The sequence below is a fragment of the Paenibacillus oceani genome, assembly GCF_014705615.1.
Taxonomy (GTDB): Bacteria; Bacillota; Bacilli; order Paenibacillales; family NBRC-103111; genus Paenibacillus_AB; species Paenibacillus_AB oceani.
Genome location: NZ_JACXJA010000006.1, coordinates 280,687 through 300,104, shown reverse-complemented (window position 1 = coordinate 300,104; position 19,418 = coordinate 280,687). Strand labels below are relative to the sequence as shown.

Below are 19,418 nucleotides of genomic sequence, written 5' to 3'. Positions count from 1 at the left end.
CGTATTTACTCCTCTTTACCCTCATTCGATCTCCTCTTCATTGTACTCCAAAATGCGGAAATCGAGAAACGTTCGTTTTCATTCGCTCGCAACCGTCAGCAATCCGGAACGGTCATCCAAGCCCGGGGGATCTCGTCTTTTTTACCGGACACCCGCATATAATCTAAGGATTCGTACCACCCGCGGCACACGATACGGAACACGCATTGTTTTATATTCAAGGAATCGGGGGAACACGCTGCATATGCTCAAGCGCAGATGGCGGAGCCGGCCGACCAAGCAGTCGAAGCGTAGGGCGTTTTTTATCGCGATGCTGATCTTTAGTTTGTTTTCGCTTCAGTCGTTTATTTATATAGAGAAAAACTTGCGTCCGCCGATTATGCACGTAGCCAAGCTCCGGATCAAGCAGGTCGTGACCCAATCGGTAAACGCCGCTCTGACGGAACGGATCTCGCAAGGCAAAAGCCTGGACAAAATCATCGACTGGCAGATGGATAAAAACGGGAAAATCAACGGATTCATGCTGAATTACGTGGAGCATATGAAAATTACTTCGGAGACGGTCAACACGGTACAGACGTTATTGATGGAGCTCGGCAGCATCCCGGAGCACGTGCCGGTCGGCCAGGCGTTCAACAGCGCGATTATTGCCTCGTTCGGACCCAAAGTGCCGGTGAAGTTTACCCCGATCGGCGCCGTAAAGGTGGACCTGAGCACACGTCAGCAAACGGCGGGCATCAATATGGTTCTGGTCGAAGTTTATATGAAAATAACCGCAGAGGTTTCGATCGTCATTCCGTTCGATTCGCAGCCGGAGATCGTCGAGACGGAAATTCCGATTTCGTATGTGATGGTCGTAGGCGACGTGCCGATGTATTATTACGACGGCAAAGGCAACCCGAGCGGCAAAACGCCGGCAGCACCGCCAACGATAGCGATTCCGCCGATGAAGGTGGGAGAAGAACCAAAAAAGGAATAAGGAGGACTCGTCGCCGGAGCAGGAAAGAACCTCCAGCCCACGGGTACGTAATCTGAAACTGATCGTGTTGTCTTGACGAGAGGACTTGGTTTCCAGGCCCTTGTCAATTCGCCGCGTCAGATCGATGTCGTACCGGATGTGGAATTGGAGGTTCTTATTTGTGAAGCCGGCGGAAGAAAGACACGGAACGGCCGGATCGGCTACCCGTTCGTTTTTTGCTTGCCACGCAGCCGTTCTTCGCGCTCCCATTTTTTCAAATACGGGAACGGGTCGAACGACCATTCGCGCTGTCCGTTGTCGCGGTACAGACCGTAATGCAGGTGAGGAGGGAACTTCCCCTGCGTCCCCGGTTTTCCGTATCCGGAGCTGCCTACCCAGCCGAGAATTTGACCCGGCTTGACGATGTCGCCCTGCTTGATATTTTTCTCATACCCCGACAGATGGGCGTAATAATGGTAGACGTTATTCAAATCGCGCAGTCCGACACGCCAGCCCCCGTATGGATTCCAGCCCTTGATCTCGACGATGCCGTAACAGGTGCTCCGAACCGGGACGCCATGACTTGCGAAAATATCGCTGCCCTCATGAATCCGGTGGCCTCCCCAACCGCGGCTTGCCCCCCACGTGCCCCGATAGGCGTAATTGGAGCTTAGCGGCAGAGGGAAAGCGTGCTCGTGCAAATCGAGCCTCCCGAACGTGGCGTATATGCTTGCAAACTGCTGAATGCGTTCCACGCTGCGGGTATTCCGGTAGTATTCCCAGAGCGCCCTTTTGATCTCGTCCTCGGACGTGCCGTAAGTAAGCAAATAAGACGTCATGGTCGATAACAGATCGAGGTCGTTGAGCCGATCGGCTAGGCCGTCGCCGGAGCCGTCCTTCCCCTTGCCCCCGAATAAGGCGATCGAATACGGATTCGTATCCTCCTGTTCCGGATTGGCAATTCCCGACCACTCCGTCTGCGTATAATAAATGCCGATCAGCCCCGAGCGGAGCGGTCTCTTCTTTGGATTGGCGATACTGAGCGTCCTTTCGTATTGATCGATGGCCGCCAAGTAGTTCCAGGGGATGCCCGTTACTTGATCGAACTCCTCGAACAATTGCTTGCGTTCTTCAAACAGCGCTCGGGGATCGGGACTGGCTTTTTTGTCCGCCTGCGGTTCCGCCGACGCCGAAGACGGCGCCGGCAAAGCGAGGGACAGGAACAGCATCCAGCCGAGCAGGATTACCGTTATTCGTTGAAACCGGCCTGCACGTTTCAAGTTCGCTATTCTCCTTTCATTGCGGGTTTCGACTGTTCTTTCCGTTAGGATGCGCACTCCTGCATGTCGCTATTCGGTTTCGTGCGATCGGCGGCTGACCGGGTTCATTTACAGAAGAGGCGCCGGTTTGGTACGATGAAGATAAACGCCAATAGCGAAAGAGAGGGTGCCGCTTTTGTTCGACCACCACAATGAGCATGTCGACGACCAGATGGTGCTCGTGCAAGCCAATATCGACGATATGAACCCGGAATACAGTTCGTATGTGACGGAACGGCTGTTCGAGGCGGGGGCCAACGACGTATACTGGGTCCCGATTATTATGAAAAAAGGGCGTCCCGGACTTATGCTGAATGTGCTGGCTGCCGCGGAACGTCTGGAGCAGATGGAGGACGTAATCTTTACGGAGACGACGACGCTCGGACTGCGGTATTTGCAGGCGAACGTGCACCGTCTGGGACGCGAGTTCGTGCAGGCGGATACGCAGTGGGGAACGGTTTCGGTGAAGCTGGGTTACTATAAAGGCAAGCTGGTCCAAGCGGCGCCGGAGTTCAAGGAATGTGAAGCGATCGCCAAGCGGCACGGGGTGCCGCTGAAGCTGGTTTATGAGGAAGTGCGCCGGACATGTGCCGGGCTGAAGCCTCCAGCTGCGGATACCTGACACGGCCAGGGAAAGCACTGCAACGTGCAGAGGGGAGAAAACGATAAGCCTCCGAATTCGCCTAAAGCGGATCGGAGGCTTGTATGAGTCGGAAACAAACTTCGCTGCTTAATGTTTGTGCGAGTGGGATTCGCCCTTGTGCTCATGCTCATCATCGTGATCGTGCTCGTGACGATGCCCTTTTCCATGGCGATGGCCATGGTCATGATCATGGTGATGGTGATCATGATCGTGATGATGGTGCTCGTGTTTATGCTCATGATCATGGTGGTGCCCGTGGTCGTGGTCATGATGATGGTGATGCTCATGGGCGTGCGTATGCTCGGCCGGAATATGCGCATGGCTTGCTTTCCATTCCGCAATATACTTGTCCATCGTACCGACGACGACCCGCAGCACATTCGGCCGGTTCGGCAAATCGCGGGTTCCGGCTCCGTATCCGATGGACTCGACGATCATCGAAGGCAATCCTTTGGAGAAGTCGTTTACGACGCCGGATACGATCCCGGCCCCGGTCGGCGTAGTCATCTCCATCGCATAGTCGGTCGGGGCGATCGGCAAGCCGCGCATCATCTCGAGCGTAGCAGGCGCCGGAACCGGGTATAAGCCGTGATCGCACTGAACCGTTCCCGAGCCGAGCGGGACGGCGGAGCAATAGATGTATTCCGCTTGCAGCGAGTCGAGAGCGAGCGCAACGCCGATTACGTCTACGATCGAATCGATCGCGCCGACTTCGTGGAAATGGACGTTCTCGATCGGAATGCCGTGTATTTTGCCTTCCGCGATGCCGATTTGCTTAAATATGGCAAGACTAAGCGCGGTGACGCGCTCGTTGAAGCCTGCGGCCTGGATCAGACGGACGATGTCGGAATAGTGGCGGTGATCCGTCGGTTTATGGTCCGGGTCGAGCGTTACGTCCATTTTGAGCGCCGATATGCCTTTTTTGTTCACTCTGCGCCATTCCAGCGCGAACGGCTCGATGCGGATTTTTTGCAGCTCGCTTTCTACGTAAGCCTGATCGGCTCCCGCGTCGACCAGGGCGGCCAGCGCCATGTCGCCGCTAATGCCGGAGAAGCAATCGAAATATACGACTCTCACTGAACATTCACGACCTTTTCGACATATTTTTATTGATGAGTCCTGCGCTGTAGCCGGCTCCGAAGCCGTTATCGATATTCACGACCGTAACGCCGGTCGCACACGAATTCAGCATCGTCAGCAGGGCGGAGACGCCTTGAAAGTTCGCCCCATAGCCGACGCTGGTCGGTACGGCGATAACGGGGCTGGATACGAGTCCACCGACGACGCTTGCCAGAGCGCCTTCCATTCCGGCCACCACAACGATTGCATTGGCGCCGCGGATGACCGGCAGACGGCGGAACAGCCTATGTATGCCGGCAACGCCGACGTCATATACTTTCTCCACATGGCTGCCCATACATTCGATCGTAATCGCGGCTTCTTCCGCCACGGGCAGATCGGCCGTACCTGCGCATACGACGGCGACGTAGCCGTCGTGCACTTTCAGAATCGGCTTCTTGAACCAGGTGAGCGCCCGCGCCGAAGCATGATACGTCGCTCCCTGCACGGCGGCGAGCACAGCTTCGGCCTTGACCGGATCGACGCGCGTGGCGAGCACCCGGTCGGAATGCTCCGTCAGCCGTTGGAAGATGACGGCGATCTGCTCCGCCGTCTTGCTCTCGCCGTAGATGACTTCGGGGAACCCGGTCCTCTTCTCGCGCTCCAGATCAAGCTGGGCGAAGCCGAGATCGTCTATTTTGGCGGAAGCCTCCGCCTGCGTTAGCTCCTCGATCTGACGCTTCGCTTCCTCCAGCTCGAGGTCTCCCGCTTTCAGTAACTTGAGAACGTGCTCCAGCTGCATCATTGAACCGCTTCTTTCTTCAACGGTTCGGCTGAAACGGCCGGCTCCGCGTTCGTTTTCAATACGGCGTTCATGCTGCCCGTCCGGTATCCCGCAAGATCGAGCGCGACGTAAGTAAAGCCTAGCGACGTAAATTTCTCGTGAATGCTGTCTTTCAGCTCGATCACCTTCTGCAGTTCGTCCGGCATCACTTCGATGCGGGCGATCTTATCGTGGTGACGCACTCGCACCTGCCAGAAACCGAGAGCGTACAAAAAGTCCTCAGCTTCGTCCAATTGATCGATTTTATATTTCTCAATCTTCGTTCCGTAAGGGATGCGCGAGGACAAGCAGGCGAACGACGGCTTGTTCCAGGTACGCAAACCGAGCTCTTTGGAGAGCTCGCGGATTTCGCTTTTCAGAAACCCGGCTTCCTGCAGCGGGCTGCGCACGCCTTGCTCCGTTTTGGCTTGAAGGCCGGGACGGTAATCGCCCAGATCGTCGACGTTGGAACCGTCTACAATGAACGGATAGCCCAGTTCCTTCGCAATCGTCTGCAAATGGGAATACAGCCCGGTCTTGCAATGGTAGCAGCGGTCGGGGTTGTTGGCCACGAACGACGCATTCTCATATTCTTTCACTTCCGTCTTGTGCAGCCTGACTCCGAGCTCCTCGGCCAAATGCACAGCCGCGTTGAACTCACGGGTCGGGAACGTCTCCGATGCCGCCGTAACGGCCAGCACCTGATCGCCCAGCTCCTGATGCGCCCGCTTCAGGACGAATGTGCTGTCCACGCCGCCTGAAAAAGCGATTAGAACGCGTCCCATATCTCGAAGGATGGCGCCAAGCTTCTCATCCTTTTGTTTAAGTAGTAATCCGGTATCCATCCGGTTTCCCTCCCCCAAGGCACCGCTGCTCTTGCGTTCGGCACCGCTGCCTGATCTTTCTATTATAAAGTGTATCACAACCGGGGTATTCCCGAAACCTGTCGCCGGAAAAAGGAAGAGGTGTCCTCCGCCCTGGGGAGGCCCGGGTCGCGTCATCGAACAAATCGACACCTTTTCCAACAAGTTAGCTCCTGAATTTCCATTCTCTGTCCGATACAATGGGAACGTAAGCGATAGTCCGGCGTGGATTGTTGCCGCTTTCGTGGTATAATACTTGCAGAGTCCGCCCGTCCATGGGCGAATTTTTGCAAGCGGTCCGGCTCGGGAGGCGATTTTCCCGAAAGGATCTTAACCAAACGGAAAGCAGGAATCCATATGTCGACCAAACCACCCGTGCTTCGCAAACCGGAATGGCTCAAAATCAAGCTGCCTACCGGGGACGATTACGATAATGTCAAAGAACTCAAAGATATGATGCGCTCCAAGACGCTTCATACCGTATGCGAAGAAGCCAAATGTCCGAACCTCCACGAATGCTGGGCGAACCGTACGGCTACCTTTATGATTCTGGGCGATATTTGCACCCGGGCTTGCCGGTTCTGTGCCGTTAACTCGGGCTTGCCGACAGAGCTTGATCTCCAGGAGCCGGAACGCGTAGCGGAAGCGGCCGAGCAGATGGGACTGCGCCACTGCGTCGTCACGTCGGTAGCGAGGGACGATCTGGCGGACGGAGGAGCCTCCATCTTCGCGGAGACGATTCGCGCCATTCGCAGACGTCTGCCGTTTTGCTCGGTTGAAGTGCTGATCCCGGACTTTCTCGGCAATGAAGATTCGCTGCGAGTCGTATTGGATGCGAAGCCCGACATCCTGAACCACAACATGGAGACGGTGGAGCGCTTGTCCGACCGCGTCCGGTCGAAGGCCAAATATCCTCGTTCCTTGGAGCTGCTGGCCCGCTCCAAGAAGATGTATCCGTCCATTCCGACCAAGTCGAGCATTATGCTTGGCGTCGGGGAGACTTGGGACGAGATTTTGCGGACGATGGACGATTTGCGCGCCGTCGATTGCGATATTATGACGATTGGCCAATATTTGCAGCCGACCAAAAAGCATCTGAGGGTTATGGAATATTACACGCCGGAGCAGTTTGCCGCGCTGAAGGAAGAAGGCATGAAGCGGGGCTTCCGCCATGTGGAATCCGGTCCGCTCGTGCGCAGCTCCTACCATGCTCACTCCCAGGTTCAATCTGCGAATGCGGCCGCTTCGGCGAATGCGCAATCTTAACCTAACCCGTGAAACCGGCGCAAGGAGGTGTATCCATTGATTCATATCGGCGGCAAAACATATGAGCTTGTGCAGGAGAACCGGAACGGATACAACTTCGAAGCGTTCCGCGACCGCTACAGCGAAGTGCTCGAGCGCTACGATTATATCGTCGGCGACTGGGGATACAACCAGCTGCGGCTGAAAGGCTTTTTCAAGGAATCGAACAAAAACGGCAACAAAGATACGTGCGTCTCCAGCATGCACGATTATTTAAACGAATACTGCAATTTCGGCTGCGCCTACTTCATCCTGCGCAAAATGCCGGGCAAATCGGCTCCCGGGGAGTCTCAACCGGTAGCGCCCGAACTGCAGGAGGCTGCCCTCCCGGGAGCCTCCCAGGCACAGCAGCCGAATCCGCAGCACGAAGCGAATCACTCCCGGCACAACCCGCCGCGCCAGGAACGTCATGAGCGCCAGGAGCGTCACGGACAAGCAGAACGTCACGAACGCCACGGGAACCAGGAGCGGCCGGAGCGCAGAGAACGTCAGGATCAGCGTCACGGACATCAGGAGCGCGCAGCCCGCGCGGAGCGTAACGGGCAGCCGGAACGTCACGAGCGGCAGGAGCGGCACAACCGGGAGCGCCAGGAGCGTTCCCAGCCGAAGCAGTAACGAGCGAACGATTGTCGGGGGGCGAGTAGCTTGTCGGACACAAAAAGACGGGTTTTTACTTGGCTGTTGTTGGGAGCGCTTGCGGCGGTTCAGACCGGCTGCACGTACGTCAATGCGAAGCCGCAGGAGAAGCCGGAATTGCTCAAGCCGGTCAAACGGCAGGAAGACCTATACGAGACCAAAAACGGCTCCATCGTGAAGCAGGTGCGGGGGACGGGCGTGTTCGTTCCGGCGGATACGAAGTTCCACCAGTATCCCGTAGGCGGCAGGCTGTCCGCGATCCCGATCAAGCTCGGCGATTCCGTGAAAAAGGGAGACGTCCTGCTCGAACTTGACCCGGGCGATATGAAAATGAAGATCGTCGAACAGATGCTTGTGCTGGCAAAGGCGGAAGATCAGCTGGAGCAGGCGAAGCTGGCCCGGGACCCTGAGAAGCTGCGGCTGGCCGGCTTAAACAAAGAGGTTGAGGAGCTGAAGCTCCGAGGGCTGGAAGCGAATCTGGCCCGCACGAAGCTAACCTCCGAGCAAGCGGGCGTCATCACGTTTCTCGACTTCATGAAGCCCGGCGATTCGGTTACAGCTTACAAAAGCGTAGTCGGCATATCCGATCCGAACAACCTGCTGTTTATGTACTCGGTCCAGTCTGCGGGCGACTTATCCTCGATCGAGAACGGCATGGAGGCGGAGGTCGACTACGGCGGCACGATCTACAAGGGCAAAGTGATCCAGACGCCGAGAAGCGCCCCGTATACCGACAATGTGACCCAATCCCAGAAAAACTCGCGCTCGATCCTGATCGGATTCGACAATCCGCCTCCGGCGAGCTTCGGCACGCAAGCGGAGATGTCGATCGTGACGGATCGCAAAGATAATGTGATCGTAATCCCGCGGGTTGGTCTTCGCTCCTATCAGGGACGATATTTCGTCCACGTCAAGGATGGGGATACCCGCAAAGAGGTCGACGTGGAGAGAGGACTGGAGACGGCTACGGAGGCCGAGATCCGCAAGGGGCTCAAACCCGGCCTGCAGGTTATTTTGAACAATTGACAGATCGGCGCAAGTAAGCTTAAGGGCTTAAGTCCTTAAGCTTATTTTTTTGTTTCGTGTCCCGGATGCGCAGAATGTAATTCGGGCGGATCGTGCTTTTCTCATAGAGATGGATGATCCGAATAGGCATTTCAACCTGCAAACGGTCAATTTGTGATGAAAAATCAGAATATTTGTCGAAAAAATCACACGAAATTCATAAATATTCCATTACAATAATTGAAAGGGCTTACACCTGTTGCGTCAGTTTCCGCTGCAGTCCGTATTATACGGCCGCTTATTCACCGCACGCAAGTAGCGGTAAGCCGTCCATTTTATAAGCCAATTGGGGGTATAGGGATGATCGGCAAGACAATCGCAGCGATCCGGACGATTCGCGGAAAAGCGGGGTGGTATCGTTCGATCGGATTTAAGCTGTTTGCCGCTTTTTTGGCCAGCATCGTACTGACGTGCGCCGCGGCCGGCTGGATCGCGTACCGGATATCGTCCGATGCGCTGACACGCAAGGTGGGCTCCAACATGGAGCAGGTCGTTCAAGATGCCGCAAGCAACTCGGACCGCTGGTTCAAGGTGATGGACGGGACGTTTAATCAACTGGCCATTTATGCGGACAAAAACCAGTTCATGACCAAGGACCGGCGCAATCTCGAGCCTCAAACCGAACCGGAGGCGAAGGAATATACACAATTGATCGAGCAGATCAAGGCGCTTGACGCGGAGATCGCCGAGAAGTCTTCCCAGGCGGGAAAGCTGACCGAATCCAAGGACCGGATCAAGCTTAACGACGATATCGCCAGAGCTTCCCAGCGCAAAAGCTCCTTGCAGCCAAGGTATAACGAGCTGAACGCTCTGAAAAGCCAGCTCGACAACTCGATTAACGCCTACATATCCGCCTACGCGATGACGAATGCCGACATGGTGTTTTCGATCGGAATCGTCCGTTTTAACGGAGAGAACCAGATGTTCAGCAGCACCGGCAAGACGCGGACGGACGCGCTGTACGATTCCGAGTGGGCTTCGGAAGCGATCAAGGCGAAAGGGAAAAACGTCTACATACCTCCAAGGAAAGGCTCGCTGCTGATCGCCGAGGAAGAGACGAGGCTGTTCGCGGTAGCCAAATCGTTCTGGAGTGCGGAGGACCAGAAATGGTCGGATGTGCTGGTCATCGAATACAAGTTGGGCTTTTTTGAAAATTTGCTGAAGCCGATCAATTTTGGCGGACTCGGGGACATTCATCTGGTACGCAACTCAGGGGAAAATTTGTTCTCCAACCGCGAAGGCGTCGAGTTCGGACAGTCTGCGGCCGTACCGCTCGGGAGCGAAGGAGGTGACGGATCGCACCTCGTCTTCTCGAAACCGCTTGAGAATACGGATTGGACGCTGGTTGGCGCCATTCCGCAAGAAAGATTGCTGGAGGATGCGAAGTCGATTCGCAATGGCATGTTTGCTCTGCTGATCGGTGGGGTGCTGCTGGCGCTGCTGCTTGGCTTATGGGGCTTCCAGACGATCGGACGGCCGCTGCTGCTGGCCGTTACGAAGATGCGCCAGGCGGAGAAGGGCGATCTGAACGTCCGGCTGAACATGCACCGCAGTGACGAGATCGGTTCCGTCAGCGGCAGCTTCGACAGCATGATGGAACGGATCGGCAGCATCGTAGCGCAGACGGGACAATCCGCCGACCGGCTGATGCAGGCGACCGTCCAGATTAACGGACTCGTTCAGCGGTCGCAGGACGCCTCCGGCGAGATTGCGATTGCGATGAACGAGGTTTCATCCGGAGCGGACAGTCTGGCGAAGGATGCGGAGAAGAGCAGTCTGCTCACCGGCGAGATGTCGAACCGGTTGGACGAAGTGATGGCGGTTAACCGCGAGATGAAGGACATCTCGCATCAGGTCGAGCAGTCCAGTAAGACCGGCGCCGATGCGATCGAGGAGCTGTCGCGTCATAATAAAGAAGCGGAGCGGGTCGTCTCCTCGCTTGTGGACAATATGGGCCGTCTGCAAGCCGGGACGGAATCGATCTCCGTCATTCTGGATATCGTAGGCAATATTTCGAAGCAGATCAACATTTTGTCGCTGAACGCTTCGATCGTCGCCGCTTCGGCCGGTGAGGCGGGCAAAGGGTTCATGGTCGTCGCAGGCGAAATTCGCAGCTTGGCGAACCAGTCGAAGGAATCGATCGCTTCCGTGGCGTCGGTCATTGAGAACATTCAGGCGGAGATGACGGCCACTAGCAAGCTGGTAGCCGAATCGCTTCCGATCTTTCAGCGGCAGAGCGATATATCCCGTTCGTCGCAGGATACGTTCCGCCACGTAGAGACGTCGATGCAGCAGTTTATGGACAGCTTCCAGCGCGTATGGGAATCGCTCCAGTTCTCGATGGAGGCGCAGGCCGAACTGGCCGGCACGATGATGCAGGTAAGCGCCGTATCCGAAGAGTCGACGGCTGCCACGGAGAACGTCGCTTCGCTCATTCGCGACCAGCACGAGTCGGGAGGAGAGCTGGTACGGACCGGGCAGCAGTTGGAGCAGCTGGCTGACGAGCTGCGCAGTGCGCTCAAAGTATTTCAGGCGAACTGACACCACCGTATAGGCATCTGCATAGGATAGGAGCGAGAAGATGAAACGGAGGGATATGTTTCATGTCGAGCGAACCTGTACAGCAGCCTGTTTTGTACCAAGCGGACCCGAACTTCATCCAGTCAGCCAAGAACGTATGCGACCGGATTCATGAGATGGGAAGGCACTATATGAACCATCCTGTCCGCGTCCAGACGGCTGCGGGACACGTGCATGAGGGTATGATTGTAAATATTGACAATTGCTATTTATATTTGGCGGTACCGGCTCACGGCGGATATCAGCGCCAATGGTTCAATCCGTGGTGGCAGCAAGCGGCGTACAACAATGTCATACTGCCGCTGGTGCTGTATGAGCTGCTGGTTATTACACTACTTTATACGTAGCATATACGGAGTGGATATGGAGCCTATACGGAGCGTATATGTAGTGCTCACAGCTGCGTTAGTCTGATTTTAGGGCGTCCTGCGATTATGCGGGGCGCTTTTTTGTCCGGATACATAATTTTAGAATGCCAAAGTGGTGCAGGTACAAGCATGACAGCATTGCTTGCTGAAAAAATCATACGGCGGGTTTCTGGGTCAAGGCAGCTGCATGTTGCGCAAGGGGCATTCGACGCGAGAAAGCTTCACTTGATAGCTTTTCTCTTACTGGCTTTTCACTTAACGGACATAATGCCTCAGGTGCGTTCACCGTAGCAGCTTGTTCGAATCTTATCCCCGCTTCTGGGCAAGCGGGAAGCGATTAGAAGTGGTATGTACCTCTTATTTTGTCCAAAAACCCGTTTGGACACGGAATAAGAGCGGTTTGAAGCTGCAAAAATCCGCGAAAAGGGTGCGGCCCCCACCAGTTGGCTGAAATAAGGGGTGAAGATCGCCTCTATTCGTCTCCGTCACCTTCATATGCCAAAAATAGAGGATGCCAGAGACTCTTATGTTGTGTAGTTCAGCTTAGCTGATAGCTTGTTGCTGTATTCCCTTCGTTTCAGCGCCGCCGAACCCGATTGGTTCGCAAGAAAGTTGTTTACGGGCGTATCTGAAGTCCGGTTGTGACCTTACAAGCAATCTCATCAACAAGTGGCTGGCGCTTAAGGTACCGTTCCCTCCCGTGCACAATCGTATGGGGTTGCACGTCAAAGGCTCGTATGGACGCCTAAGCTCATCAAGAGGCCGTTTCGTGGCATGGCGGAGCGTGTCTCGTTATGTTTGAATATTCGTCACAGGAAGGGGAGGGCGTTAGGAGGAAAAGGCTACCTGTTGTCGAATCTTGGAAGTAACCGAGAGGCAAGTTGAAAAAAATTGCCGATCCTTGATAATTCCGATTAACAATATAGGAATTATGTGATATTATGTGAGTAATGGATGGACAACCCGAACGAGGAGCTGAGAGAAATGGCAGTAGAAACATTTAAAGCGACCGCGCATCTGCAAGAAGGAGTCGTCGTAAAAGTACGCTCGAGAAATTTTGAATTGACGATTGACGAGCCGAAAAGCTTGGGTGGCACGGATACCGGCATGAATCCGGTGGAAGCGGTGCTTGGCGCACTGGGCGCATGCCAATCGATCGTGGCCCGCGTATACGCCAGAAAGTTTGATGTGAAGCTCGACGATTTCTGGGTGGAGCTGGAAGGCGATCTCGATTTGGACGGCTTTTTCAATAAATCCGATGTCCGCAAAGGATATTCGGATATCCGCTACACGTTCCACATCAAGACCGACGCCCCTCGTGAGCGAGTGGAGCAATTCGTTGAATTTTTGGAGAAGACATGCCCGGTTGGAGACACCATTGCCAACCCGGTTAATTTGAAGTTAAGCGGCATCGTAATTGAAAATTGAGCAGCAATTCCAATTGAAATAAAGACGTACATATAGCCGCCGGCTGATTACCTGAGGGAGCCGGTCGTCCGTTGCAGGTTTCCTCGCATGCGCCTATTTGGCGCATTTTTTTTGAATTACGGCATGGACTCCTCAAGTAAACTTTTGTAAAAAATAAAATTCGGCTGCACTTGTCACAAATCGGAATGCTCACTCGTCATGTGGATGAAACTTATATGACGGAGGGATTTGCGATGAATCAACGTATGAACATTCAACAACTGGAACCTAAAGGTTATGAGGCGATGAGCGGGCTGGAGCGCTATATCCGGTCGGGCTCGATTCCGGTGTCACTGCTCGAATTGATCAAAATCCGCTCTTCCCAAATAAACGGCTGCGCGTTTTGCATCGATATGCACACGAAGGATGCCCGCAAATACGGCGAGACCGAACAGCGGATCTACGCCTTGAACGGTTGGCGGGAAACTCCGTTTTTCACGGCGGAGGAACGTGCGGCGCTAGCTTTGACCGAATCAGTCACATTGCTGGCCGATACCCATGTGCCGGATGACGTGTACGAGGAAGCGGCCCGGCATTTCGAGCCGAATCTGCTGGCGCAGATTATTATGGCGATTGTGACGATTAACGCCTGGAACCGGATCGCGGTCACGACCCGGATGATTCCAGGAACGTACAACCCGTAACGGCAGAGCACAGCAGCATGAAGAGGCTGGCCCGAAGTCAATTTGCGATTATTGAGCTCATTTAAACTGAGTTTCCTCGAGAAAAAGACCTCAGCCTCACGTTACAGTGAAGTTGAGGTCCTTTCTTTTGGAGTTCGGGACGTACCCGGTCATGTGAACATGGTGGGGACCGCCCGCTTTCCCCGCTTACGCAGGATTCGTTAAGCTTTTGTTTACTCCACAATATCCCCGATAAACGCTTCCTTCACCCGGTTCCAGAACGGAAAAGGGCGGTACCGCACGAAGCTGACCTTCCGGTCCGCAACCATGCAGCGGATCGAGACCAGGTCGGTTAGTTGCATGTTCAAATGGTCCAGCGAAAACAATATTTTTTGACCCGGTTTCGGATAAATGTCGCAATGATGATGCTTCGGCAAAACGATCGACGAGCCGAGCGAGCGATACACGCGGTTGTTCAGCGAAGCCATCTCGGCAATCTGCACGGCCTCCAGGGACGGATGCAGGATAGCTCCGTTCAAGCTCCGGTTGTAACCGGTGCTTCCCGTGGGGGTGGAGATACAGATGCCGTCGCCGCGGAACATCTCGAACCGCTCGTCGTTAATGCGAAGCTCGGCGACAAGCGTTCCTTCTACACCTTTGAGCGTACATTCGTTAAGCGCCAAGTACGTCTCTGTTCCTTGTCCGGTCGTGATCTGGATTTCCACGATCGGGTATTTGACAGTACGGATCGGTTCAGAGGAATCGGCGGCCATATGCTGGATAAGCGTTTCAAATTCTTTAGGCTTCCAATCGGCGTAAAAACCGAGATGCCCGGTATGAATTCCGACGAAGGAGGTTTGATCCAGCCGGTCTGCGTATAAGTGAAACGCGTGCAGCATCGTACCGTCGCCGCCGATGGACACGACGATGTCCGGGCAGTCGGGATCGAGCGTCAGACCGGACGCTGCGGCCAGCTCGTGAAACCGGTCTTTGGTTCGGACGGACGTTTCGTCGCCGCGATTCACTACGTTGTACTTCACTCGTCATCCTCCTCAGAGCTTTGCCGAAGGCAAAGCTGGCATCGTAAGCAACTACAGAGCTTTGCCGAAGGCAAAGCTGGCATCGTAAGCAACTACAGAGCTTTGCCGAAGGCAAAGCTGGCATCGTAAGCATGTCTTCTTCATCATAATCAATATCGGCATACAAAACAATGCCGGAAACAGAAGGCGCACAGCGGATCTAATGTCTTCCGCGAATGAGCGGACGAAAACAACGGTAGAGGAGGAACAAAATCCCGATGATACCCATGCACCCTGCAAACAGCAAGCCCGATATGGAATACAGAAAAGGTAAAGCCGGGTAAAAACCGTCAGCGGGCGAGAATGCCGGAACGGCCGCTGCAAAGGCGGAGCCGGCCGAGGACAGCGGTCTCCACAGGACGAATACGAGCGCGGCCGCCATCAGGCCGTGCAGCAGCCGGGCGATAACAAACGGGCCGTAGCGCAGGTCGGTCCGGCTCAGCAGACTGACGACTTGAGCGTGCACGGACAGTCCGCTCCAGGACAAGATAAAAGCGGCAATTGCCACTTTGCTCATAAGCGTAAGATGAACTCCGGCGCCGGCGGCGGATTTGGCGCCCAGCGTTACTTCGAACAAGCCGTTTACGATCGCCTGGGACAGCTCCGGAGGGAAGGCAACAAGCTGCAGAACGGCATCGATTCCGAGGTACAAGCCGTTCATAATATGCGACTTCGTTAACACTTCCAGAACGACGCAGAAAAATACGACGAGCCCGCCTACGACGAGAATTAGCTTCAGCGACGATTGCAGCGCATCCCGCAGCATATCGCCGAAGGAGCGCCCGTCGCGCAGCCGTGCCTGATGCATCGCCTGCATGGCGCGCCATAACAAAAAGCGGCCGGACCCGATTTCAACGGCGGCTGTCTGCGTTTTGCCGCCGTGAAACCGCATCAGCAGGCCGAGCGCGATGCCTGATCCGTAATGGGCGACCGCGAGGATAACCGCTAGTCCGACATCATGAAAAAAACCGACCGATACGGCTCCGATCAGAAAGATCGGATCGGAAGTCGTCGTAAAGGCGACGAGCCTCTCCCCCTCTTCCCGGTTAACGAACCGCTGCTCCCACAGCTGGGCCGTCAATTTAGCCCCGACCGGATAACCCGAAGCGAACCCCATCGCCATAACGAAGCCGCCGATTCCCGGCACACGGAACAGAGGACGCATCATCGGATCGAGCAGCGCTCCGAAAAAATGCACGAGTCCGAAGCCGAGCATCAGCTCCGCAATAACGAAAAACGGCAGCAGAGCCGGAAACAAAATATCCCACCAGATCGACAACCCGCGAAGCGCGGCAGTCAGCGACGGCCCCGGAAACAAGGTCATCAGAAACGCTACCGTACCTAAACAAGCCGCCATCCCCGCCGTCTTCCAGACTCGAGCCGACACCATACCCGACACATCCCTTGCCATTCGCTGAATTTAGGTAAAAGGCGGCGAGGGACGAGAAGACAAGAAGCAGCTTGCCTTCCCCCGTCGTCTTCCGCCGCGCTTCTACATACTTATGTTTCGAACCTTGCGGACATGCAGGGACAAATCGAGTTGAAAACGGATTCATTTTTTTAGGTAAAGGGCTGATATTTCGGACCGGATATGGTAAACTAGAAAAAAGAAAAGACGGAGTGATGCGATATGATGAGTGTTGTCACCGGATTAATTGTATGCGCCTTCGTTTTTGTCATCAAGGAGACGCTCATGAGCTCGGCGGAGGAAGACATTGACAATTAACGATCCGGCCTTAAGCCGGTTAAAACGCATGGCGCCGCTTAAAAATAAGTTGGCGCCTTTTTGTTTGCTTGGTGTATAATTTAGAGAATATAGATAGGACAGGTGACGCATATGAATCCGCAGAATAGTGGGAGAAAATCCTTATACGAAGCGATCGGCGGAGCGGATACGGTCCGTCGACTGGTCGAAGCGTTTTATCCGAAAGTACAAGCTCATCCCGAGATAGGACCGCTTTTTCCGGAAGACATCACACCGGTCATGGAGAAGCAATATATGTTTTTAACGCAGTTTTTTGGCGGCCCCCAATTGTTTTCCGATGAGTACGGTCATCCGATGATGAGAGCCAGACATATGCACTTCGCCATTACGCCCGAGCGGGCCGACGCGTGGCTGGGCTGCATGAAGCAGGCGCTTGCCGAGGTCGGCCTCGAGCCGGAGCTGCAGGAATTCGTTCTCGAACGGCTGAAGGCGCCGGCCTACCATTTCGTCAATTCATAAGCTGTGTAACAATCGTGTCGGTATCGGCCGAGAAAGGATGTCGGTTCAGTGTCGGAACTGGAGCCCCTGTTTTCCATAAATGTAACGTGCATGTGCTGCGAGCAGCCGTTCAATACGTCGAGAGTGCGTCCCAGTTTCAAAAAGGCGACCGTAACCGACAGCGACTTCTGTATTCACTACAAGGCGGTCAATCCGGATTATTATGTCGTCCGCGTATGCCCGTACTGCGGATTTTCTTTTTCGGAAAGTTTCTCGGAGAGTATGACCGCGAAGCACAAAAGCGACTATTACGAGAAGCTCGGCCGCAGCTGGAACGCGCTGGATCTGACCGGCGAACGCGGCTGGAACGAAGCGCTGCAATCGTACAAGCTGGCACTCTTATGCGCGCAGATCAAAGGAGAGAAGGACCGGGTCATCGCCGGCCTGCTTCATCATATTGCGTGGATGTATCGCTATAAAGCGAATAAGGAGCAGGAAAGCCGCTTTTTGCAGTTTGCTCTGGATGCGTATGTGAGGGTGTACGAGGTCGAAGGCACGGATGTCAATAACGCGCGCCTGATGTATCTGATCGGGGAAATCAACCGGAGGCTCGGCAACTATCATAAGGCCGTCTTGTGGTTCGGGCGAGTGATCAACGATAAAAGTATTATGGATGCGGCTATGATCCGCGCTTCCCGGGAGCAATGGGTGCAGACGCGGGAAGATATGCTGGCGGCCCAGATGGAGCTGCCGGAGGAAATGAAGCAGGGCAGCAGTTAAAGCGGCGGCGCAGCGGCGCATTCACCGGGAAAGTACCGATTCATAAAGAGAAACCTCCTTTGCCGATTTAATGGCGGGAGGTTTTTTCCTTTTTAAGGAGTCTCTCCTTTGACACTGGAACAGCCGCTCTATAGTAAATCCGGTTGCATCCGCTGAAAACGGATCGTGTCGGAACTAGGAAACAGTTGCCGTATCGCAAGTATAGGCGATAGAAGCTGGCAAACTCCCTTGATAAGATTGGTGACGTATTACAGTTACTATTCAAGGGGAGGATCAACGGATGAAGAAACGTTGGATGCCGGTTTGGCTCGGAGCTGCGATCGTTATGGCAGCAGGCTGCGGCACGACTGCAGAAACGGGCGGGACGGGCCAGAAGGAGCAAGCCGAACAAGGAAGCGGGAGCGGTCTAGATACCATCGATCAGCCGGTTACGCTCGTCGTATTCGATACGACCGGCAATTGGACGAAGGACACGTTTGCGGAATCGTTCAGCGGCGACAGTATCATGAAGAAGTTCCCAAATGTTACGTTGAAATTTGCGCCGTTCCACAAAACGAGAGGCGGGCTTACGACGGATGAAATGATTGCCGCCGGCGAACAGATCGACCTTGTCGTCGGCACGCCGGGAACGATTGGGATCAGCTTTTACAACCAGAAGCTGGAGACGGACGTCGCTCCTCTCGTAAAGACGACAGGCTTCGATTTGAACCGGCTCAACCCGGGAGCGGTCCAGATCGTCAAGGAGGTCGGCAACGGAACGCTGCACGGCATTCCGTTCGCCATGAGCCATACGGCCATGATGTACAACAAGGACCTATTCGACAAATTCGGAGTGCCTTATCCGAAGGATGGGATGACCTGGGACGATACGTACGATCTGGCCAAACGGCTGACCCGGACGGAGGACGGCAAAACCTACTACGGGATGTTTGTCTCGTTTTACCATGCCGCTCTGCGCAACCAGTTGAGCTTGGACCTGTTCGATCCGGCCACCGGAAAGGCGATATTCGACAGCGGATCATGGAACAGCTTCTACGGCAATTTCTCCCGCTTCTACGATCTGTACCGGTTGAATGCGACACAGGTGATAGCCGCTCAGCAGAAAAAAATGTGGGAAGAAGACCAGATCGTGGCGATGTTCATGCCGGTTGCCGGGGATCCTGCAGTGAAAGTTCTCAAAAACTACGATTACGTGCAGTCTCCGGTGTTTAAGGAAAAGCCCGGCGCCGGTCCGCAGGCTTATCCGTTCACGCTGTACATTTCGCAGACGAGCAAACATAAGGAAGAAGCGCTCAAGATTATCAACTACATGGTCTCGGACGACTATCAGCAGATGAAGGCCGAGGACGGCACGTTCGTTCCCGCGCTGAAGAACAACAAGTTTCTCGACGTGTTCGGACGTTTGAATCCGAGCTATCAAGGCAAAAACGTGAAGGCGCTGCTGCCGTCCGTCCATGCCGATTCCAGCAAATGGAACGTGTTCATCGGCACCTATGCCAAGGAAGCGCTAAACAGCTTTATCGAGATTGCCCAAAATACGAAGGATTACAATACGGCGACCCGGGAAGCGGCGGAGCGGGCAGACAAGGCCGTGCAGACAGCGACGTTTAAGTAGACAGAAACACACGGTGTACAGCCAAGAAGGCT

The 19,418-nt window shown here is 54.7% G+C and carries 18 protein-coding genes; 12 read left to right on the top strand and 6 right to left on the bottom strand.

Annotation, left to right across the window (positions count from 1 at the left end):
- Positions 1 to 244 precede the first annotated feature (244 nt).
- Positions 245 to 979 (top strand): sporulation protein YunB, encoded by a 735-nt coding sequence (yunB, locus tag IDH45_RS06630; protein WP_190925857.1) that lies wholly within the window; start codon positions 245 to 247, stop codon positions 977 to 979.
- 200 nt (positions 980 to 1,179) lie between these two features.
- Here the strand turns inward: yunB and IDH45_RS06625 are convergent, their stop codons facing one another.
- Complete coding sequence (locus tag IDH45_RS06625) at positions 1,180 to 2,187, bottom strand: M23 family metallopeptidase (RefSeq protein WP_190925980.1); 1,008 nt, start codon at positions 2,185 to 2,187, stop codon at positions 1,180 to 1,182.
- A 217-nt stretch (positions 2,188 to 2,404) separates the two neighbouring features.
- On the opposite strand from IDH45_RS06625, the gene larC (IDH45_RS06620) reads away from it, so the two are divergent.
- Positions 2,405 to 2,899 (top strand): nickel insertion protein, encoded by a 495-nt coding sequence (gene larC / locus IDH45_RS06620; RefSeq protein WP_317891156.1) that lies wholly within the window; start codon positions 2,405 to 2,407, stop codon positions 2,897 to 2,899.
- A gap of 108 nt (positions 2,900 to 3,007) precedes the next feature.
- Here larC (IDH45_RS06620) and larC (IDH45_RS06615) read toward each other — a convergent pair whose 3' ends face one another.
- From larC (IDH45_RS06615) to larE, 3 genes are read right to left on the bottom strand one after another with little or no spacing between them, the layout of a single operon-like run.
- Positions 3,008 to 3,997, bottom strand: a complete 990-nt coding sequence (larC, locus tag IDH45_RS06615; protein ID WP_190925855.1) for a nickel pincer cofactor biosynthesis protein LarC — start codon at positions 3,995 to 3,997, stop codon at positions 3,008 to 3,010.
- A gap of 7 nt (positions 3,998 to 4,004) precedes the next feature.
- Positions 4,005 to 4,784 carry a nickel pincer cofactor biosynthesis protein LarB gene (gene larB / locus IDH45_RS06610; RefSeq protein ID WP_190925853.1) on the bottom strand — a complete coding sequence of 260 codons (780 nt, stop codon included), beginning with the start codon at positions 4,782 to 4,784 and terminating at the stop codon, positions 4,005 to 4,007.
- Positions 4,781 to 5,647 carry an ATP-dependent sacrificial sulfur transferase LarE gene (larE, locus tag IDH45_RS06605; RefSeq protein WP_190925851.1) on the bottom strand — a complete coding sequence of 289 codons (867 nt, stop codon included), beginning with the start codon at positions 5,645 to 5,647 and terminating at the stop codon, positions 4,781 to 4,783. The genes larB and larE overlap by 4 nt, the downstream gene beginning before the upstream one ends.
- A gap of 375 nt (positions 5,648 to 6,022) precedes the next feature.
- Here larE and lipA point away from each other — a divergent pair, with 375 nt between their 5' ends.
- The 7 genes from lipA (at position 6,023) to IDH45_RS06570 (ending at position 13,730) form a co-directional block, all read left to right on the top strand.
- Complete coding sequence (gene lipA, locus IDH45_RS06600; RefSeq protein WP_190925849.1) at positions 6,023 to 6,931, top strand: lipoyl synthase; 909 nt, start codon at positions 6,023 to 6,025, stop codon at positions 6,929 to 6,931.
- 36 nt (positions 6,932 to 6,967) lie between these two features.
- Positions 6,968 to 7,585 carry a YutD family protein gene (locus IDH45_RS33870; protein ID WP_223836420.1) on the top strand — a complete coding sequence of 206 codons (618 nt, stop codon included), beginning with the start codon at positions 6,968 to 6,970 and terminating at the stop codon, positions 7,583 to 7,585.
- A gap of 30 nt (positions 7,586 to 7,615) precedes the next feature.
- Positions 7,616 to 8,632, top strand: coding sequence for an efflux RND transporter periplasmic adaptor subunit (locus IDH45_RS06590; RefSeq protein ID WP_190925847.1), 1,017 nt, complete (start codon positions 7,616 to 7,618; stop codon positions 8,630 to 8,632).
- A 339-nt stretch (positions 8,633 to 8,971) separates the two neighbouring features.
- The gene (locus tag IDH45_RS06585; protein ID WP_190925845.1) at positions 8,972 to 11,212 is read left to right on the top strand and encodes a methyl-accepting chemotaxis protein; all 2,241 of its coding nucleotides are present in this window, start codon (positions 8,972 to 8,974) and stop codon (positions 11,210 to 11,212) included.
- A gap of 62 nt (positions 11,213 to 11,274) precedes the next feature.
- Positions 11,275 to 11,598 (top strand): acetyl-CoA acetyltransferase, encoded by a 324-nt coding sequence (locus IDH45_RS06580; protein ID WP_190925843.1) that lies wholly within the window; start codon positions 11,275 to 11,277, stop codon positions 11,596 to 11,598.
- A 1,005-nt stretch (positions 11,599 to 12,603) separates the two neighbouring features.
- Positions 12,604 to 13,047, top strand: coding sequence for an OsmC family protein (locus IDH45_RS06575; protein ID WP_190925841.1), 444 nt, complete (start codon positions 12,604 to 12,606; stop codon positions 13,045 to 13,047).
- Between the two features lie 233 nt (positions 13,048 to 13,280).
- Positions 13,281 to 13,730, top strand: coding sequence for a carboxymuconolactone decarboxylase family protein (locus tag IDH45_RS06570; RefSeq protein WP_190925839.1), 450 nt, complete (start codon positions 13,281 to 13,283; stop codon positions 13,728 to 13,730).
- 212 nt (positions 13,731 to 13,942) lie between these two features.
- Here IDH45_RS06570 and IDH45_RS06565 read toward each other — a convergent pair whose 3' ends face one another.
- Together IDH45_RS06565 and ylbJ are read right to left on the bottom strand one after the other, a co-directional pair.
- Positions 13,943 to 14,749, bottom strand: a complete 807-nt coding sequence (locus IDH45_RS06565; RefSeq protein WP_190925837.1) for an NAD kinase — start codon at positions 14,747 to 14,749, stop codon at positions 13,943 to 13,945.
- A 199-nt stretch (positions 14,750 to 14,948) separates the two neighbouring features.
- Positions 14,949 to 16,178: a sporulation integral membrane protein YlbJ gene (ylbJ, locus tag IDH45_RS06560; protein ID WP_190925836.1), complete on the bottom strand. Its 1,230-nt coding sequence runs from the start codon at positions 16,176 to 16,178 to the stop codon at positions 14,949 to 14,951.
- Between the two features lie 447 nt (positions 16,179 to 16,625).
- On the opposite strand from ylbJ, the gene IDH45_RS06555 reads away from it, so the two are divergent.
- The 3 genes from IDH45_RS06555 (at position 16,626) to IDH45_RS06545 (ending at position 19,386) form a co-directional block, all read left to right on the top strand.
- Entirely contained in the window at positions 16,626 to 17,012 is a 387-nt protein-coding gene (locus IDH45_RS06555) for a globin domain-containing protein (RefSeq protein WP_190925834.1), read from the top strand.
- Positions 17,013 to 17,102: 90 nt separating this feature from the next.
- On the top strand, positions 17,103 to 17,771 hold the full coding sequence (locus tag IDH45_RS06550; protein ID WP_190925976.1) for a DUF2225 domain-containing protein: 669 nt from the start codon (positions 17,103 to 17,105) through the stop codon (positions 17,769 to 17,771).
- A 280-nt stretch (positions 17,772 to 18,051) separates the two neighbouring features.
- The gene (locus IDH45_RS06545; protein ID WP_190925832.1) at positions 18,052 to 19,386 is read left to right on the top strand and encodes an ABC transporter substrate-binding protein; all 1,335 of its coding nucleotides are present in this window, start codon (positions 18,052 to 18,054) and stop codon (positions 19,384 to 19,386) included.
- The last annotated feature ends 32 nt before the right edge of the window (positions 19,387 to 19,418 follow it).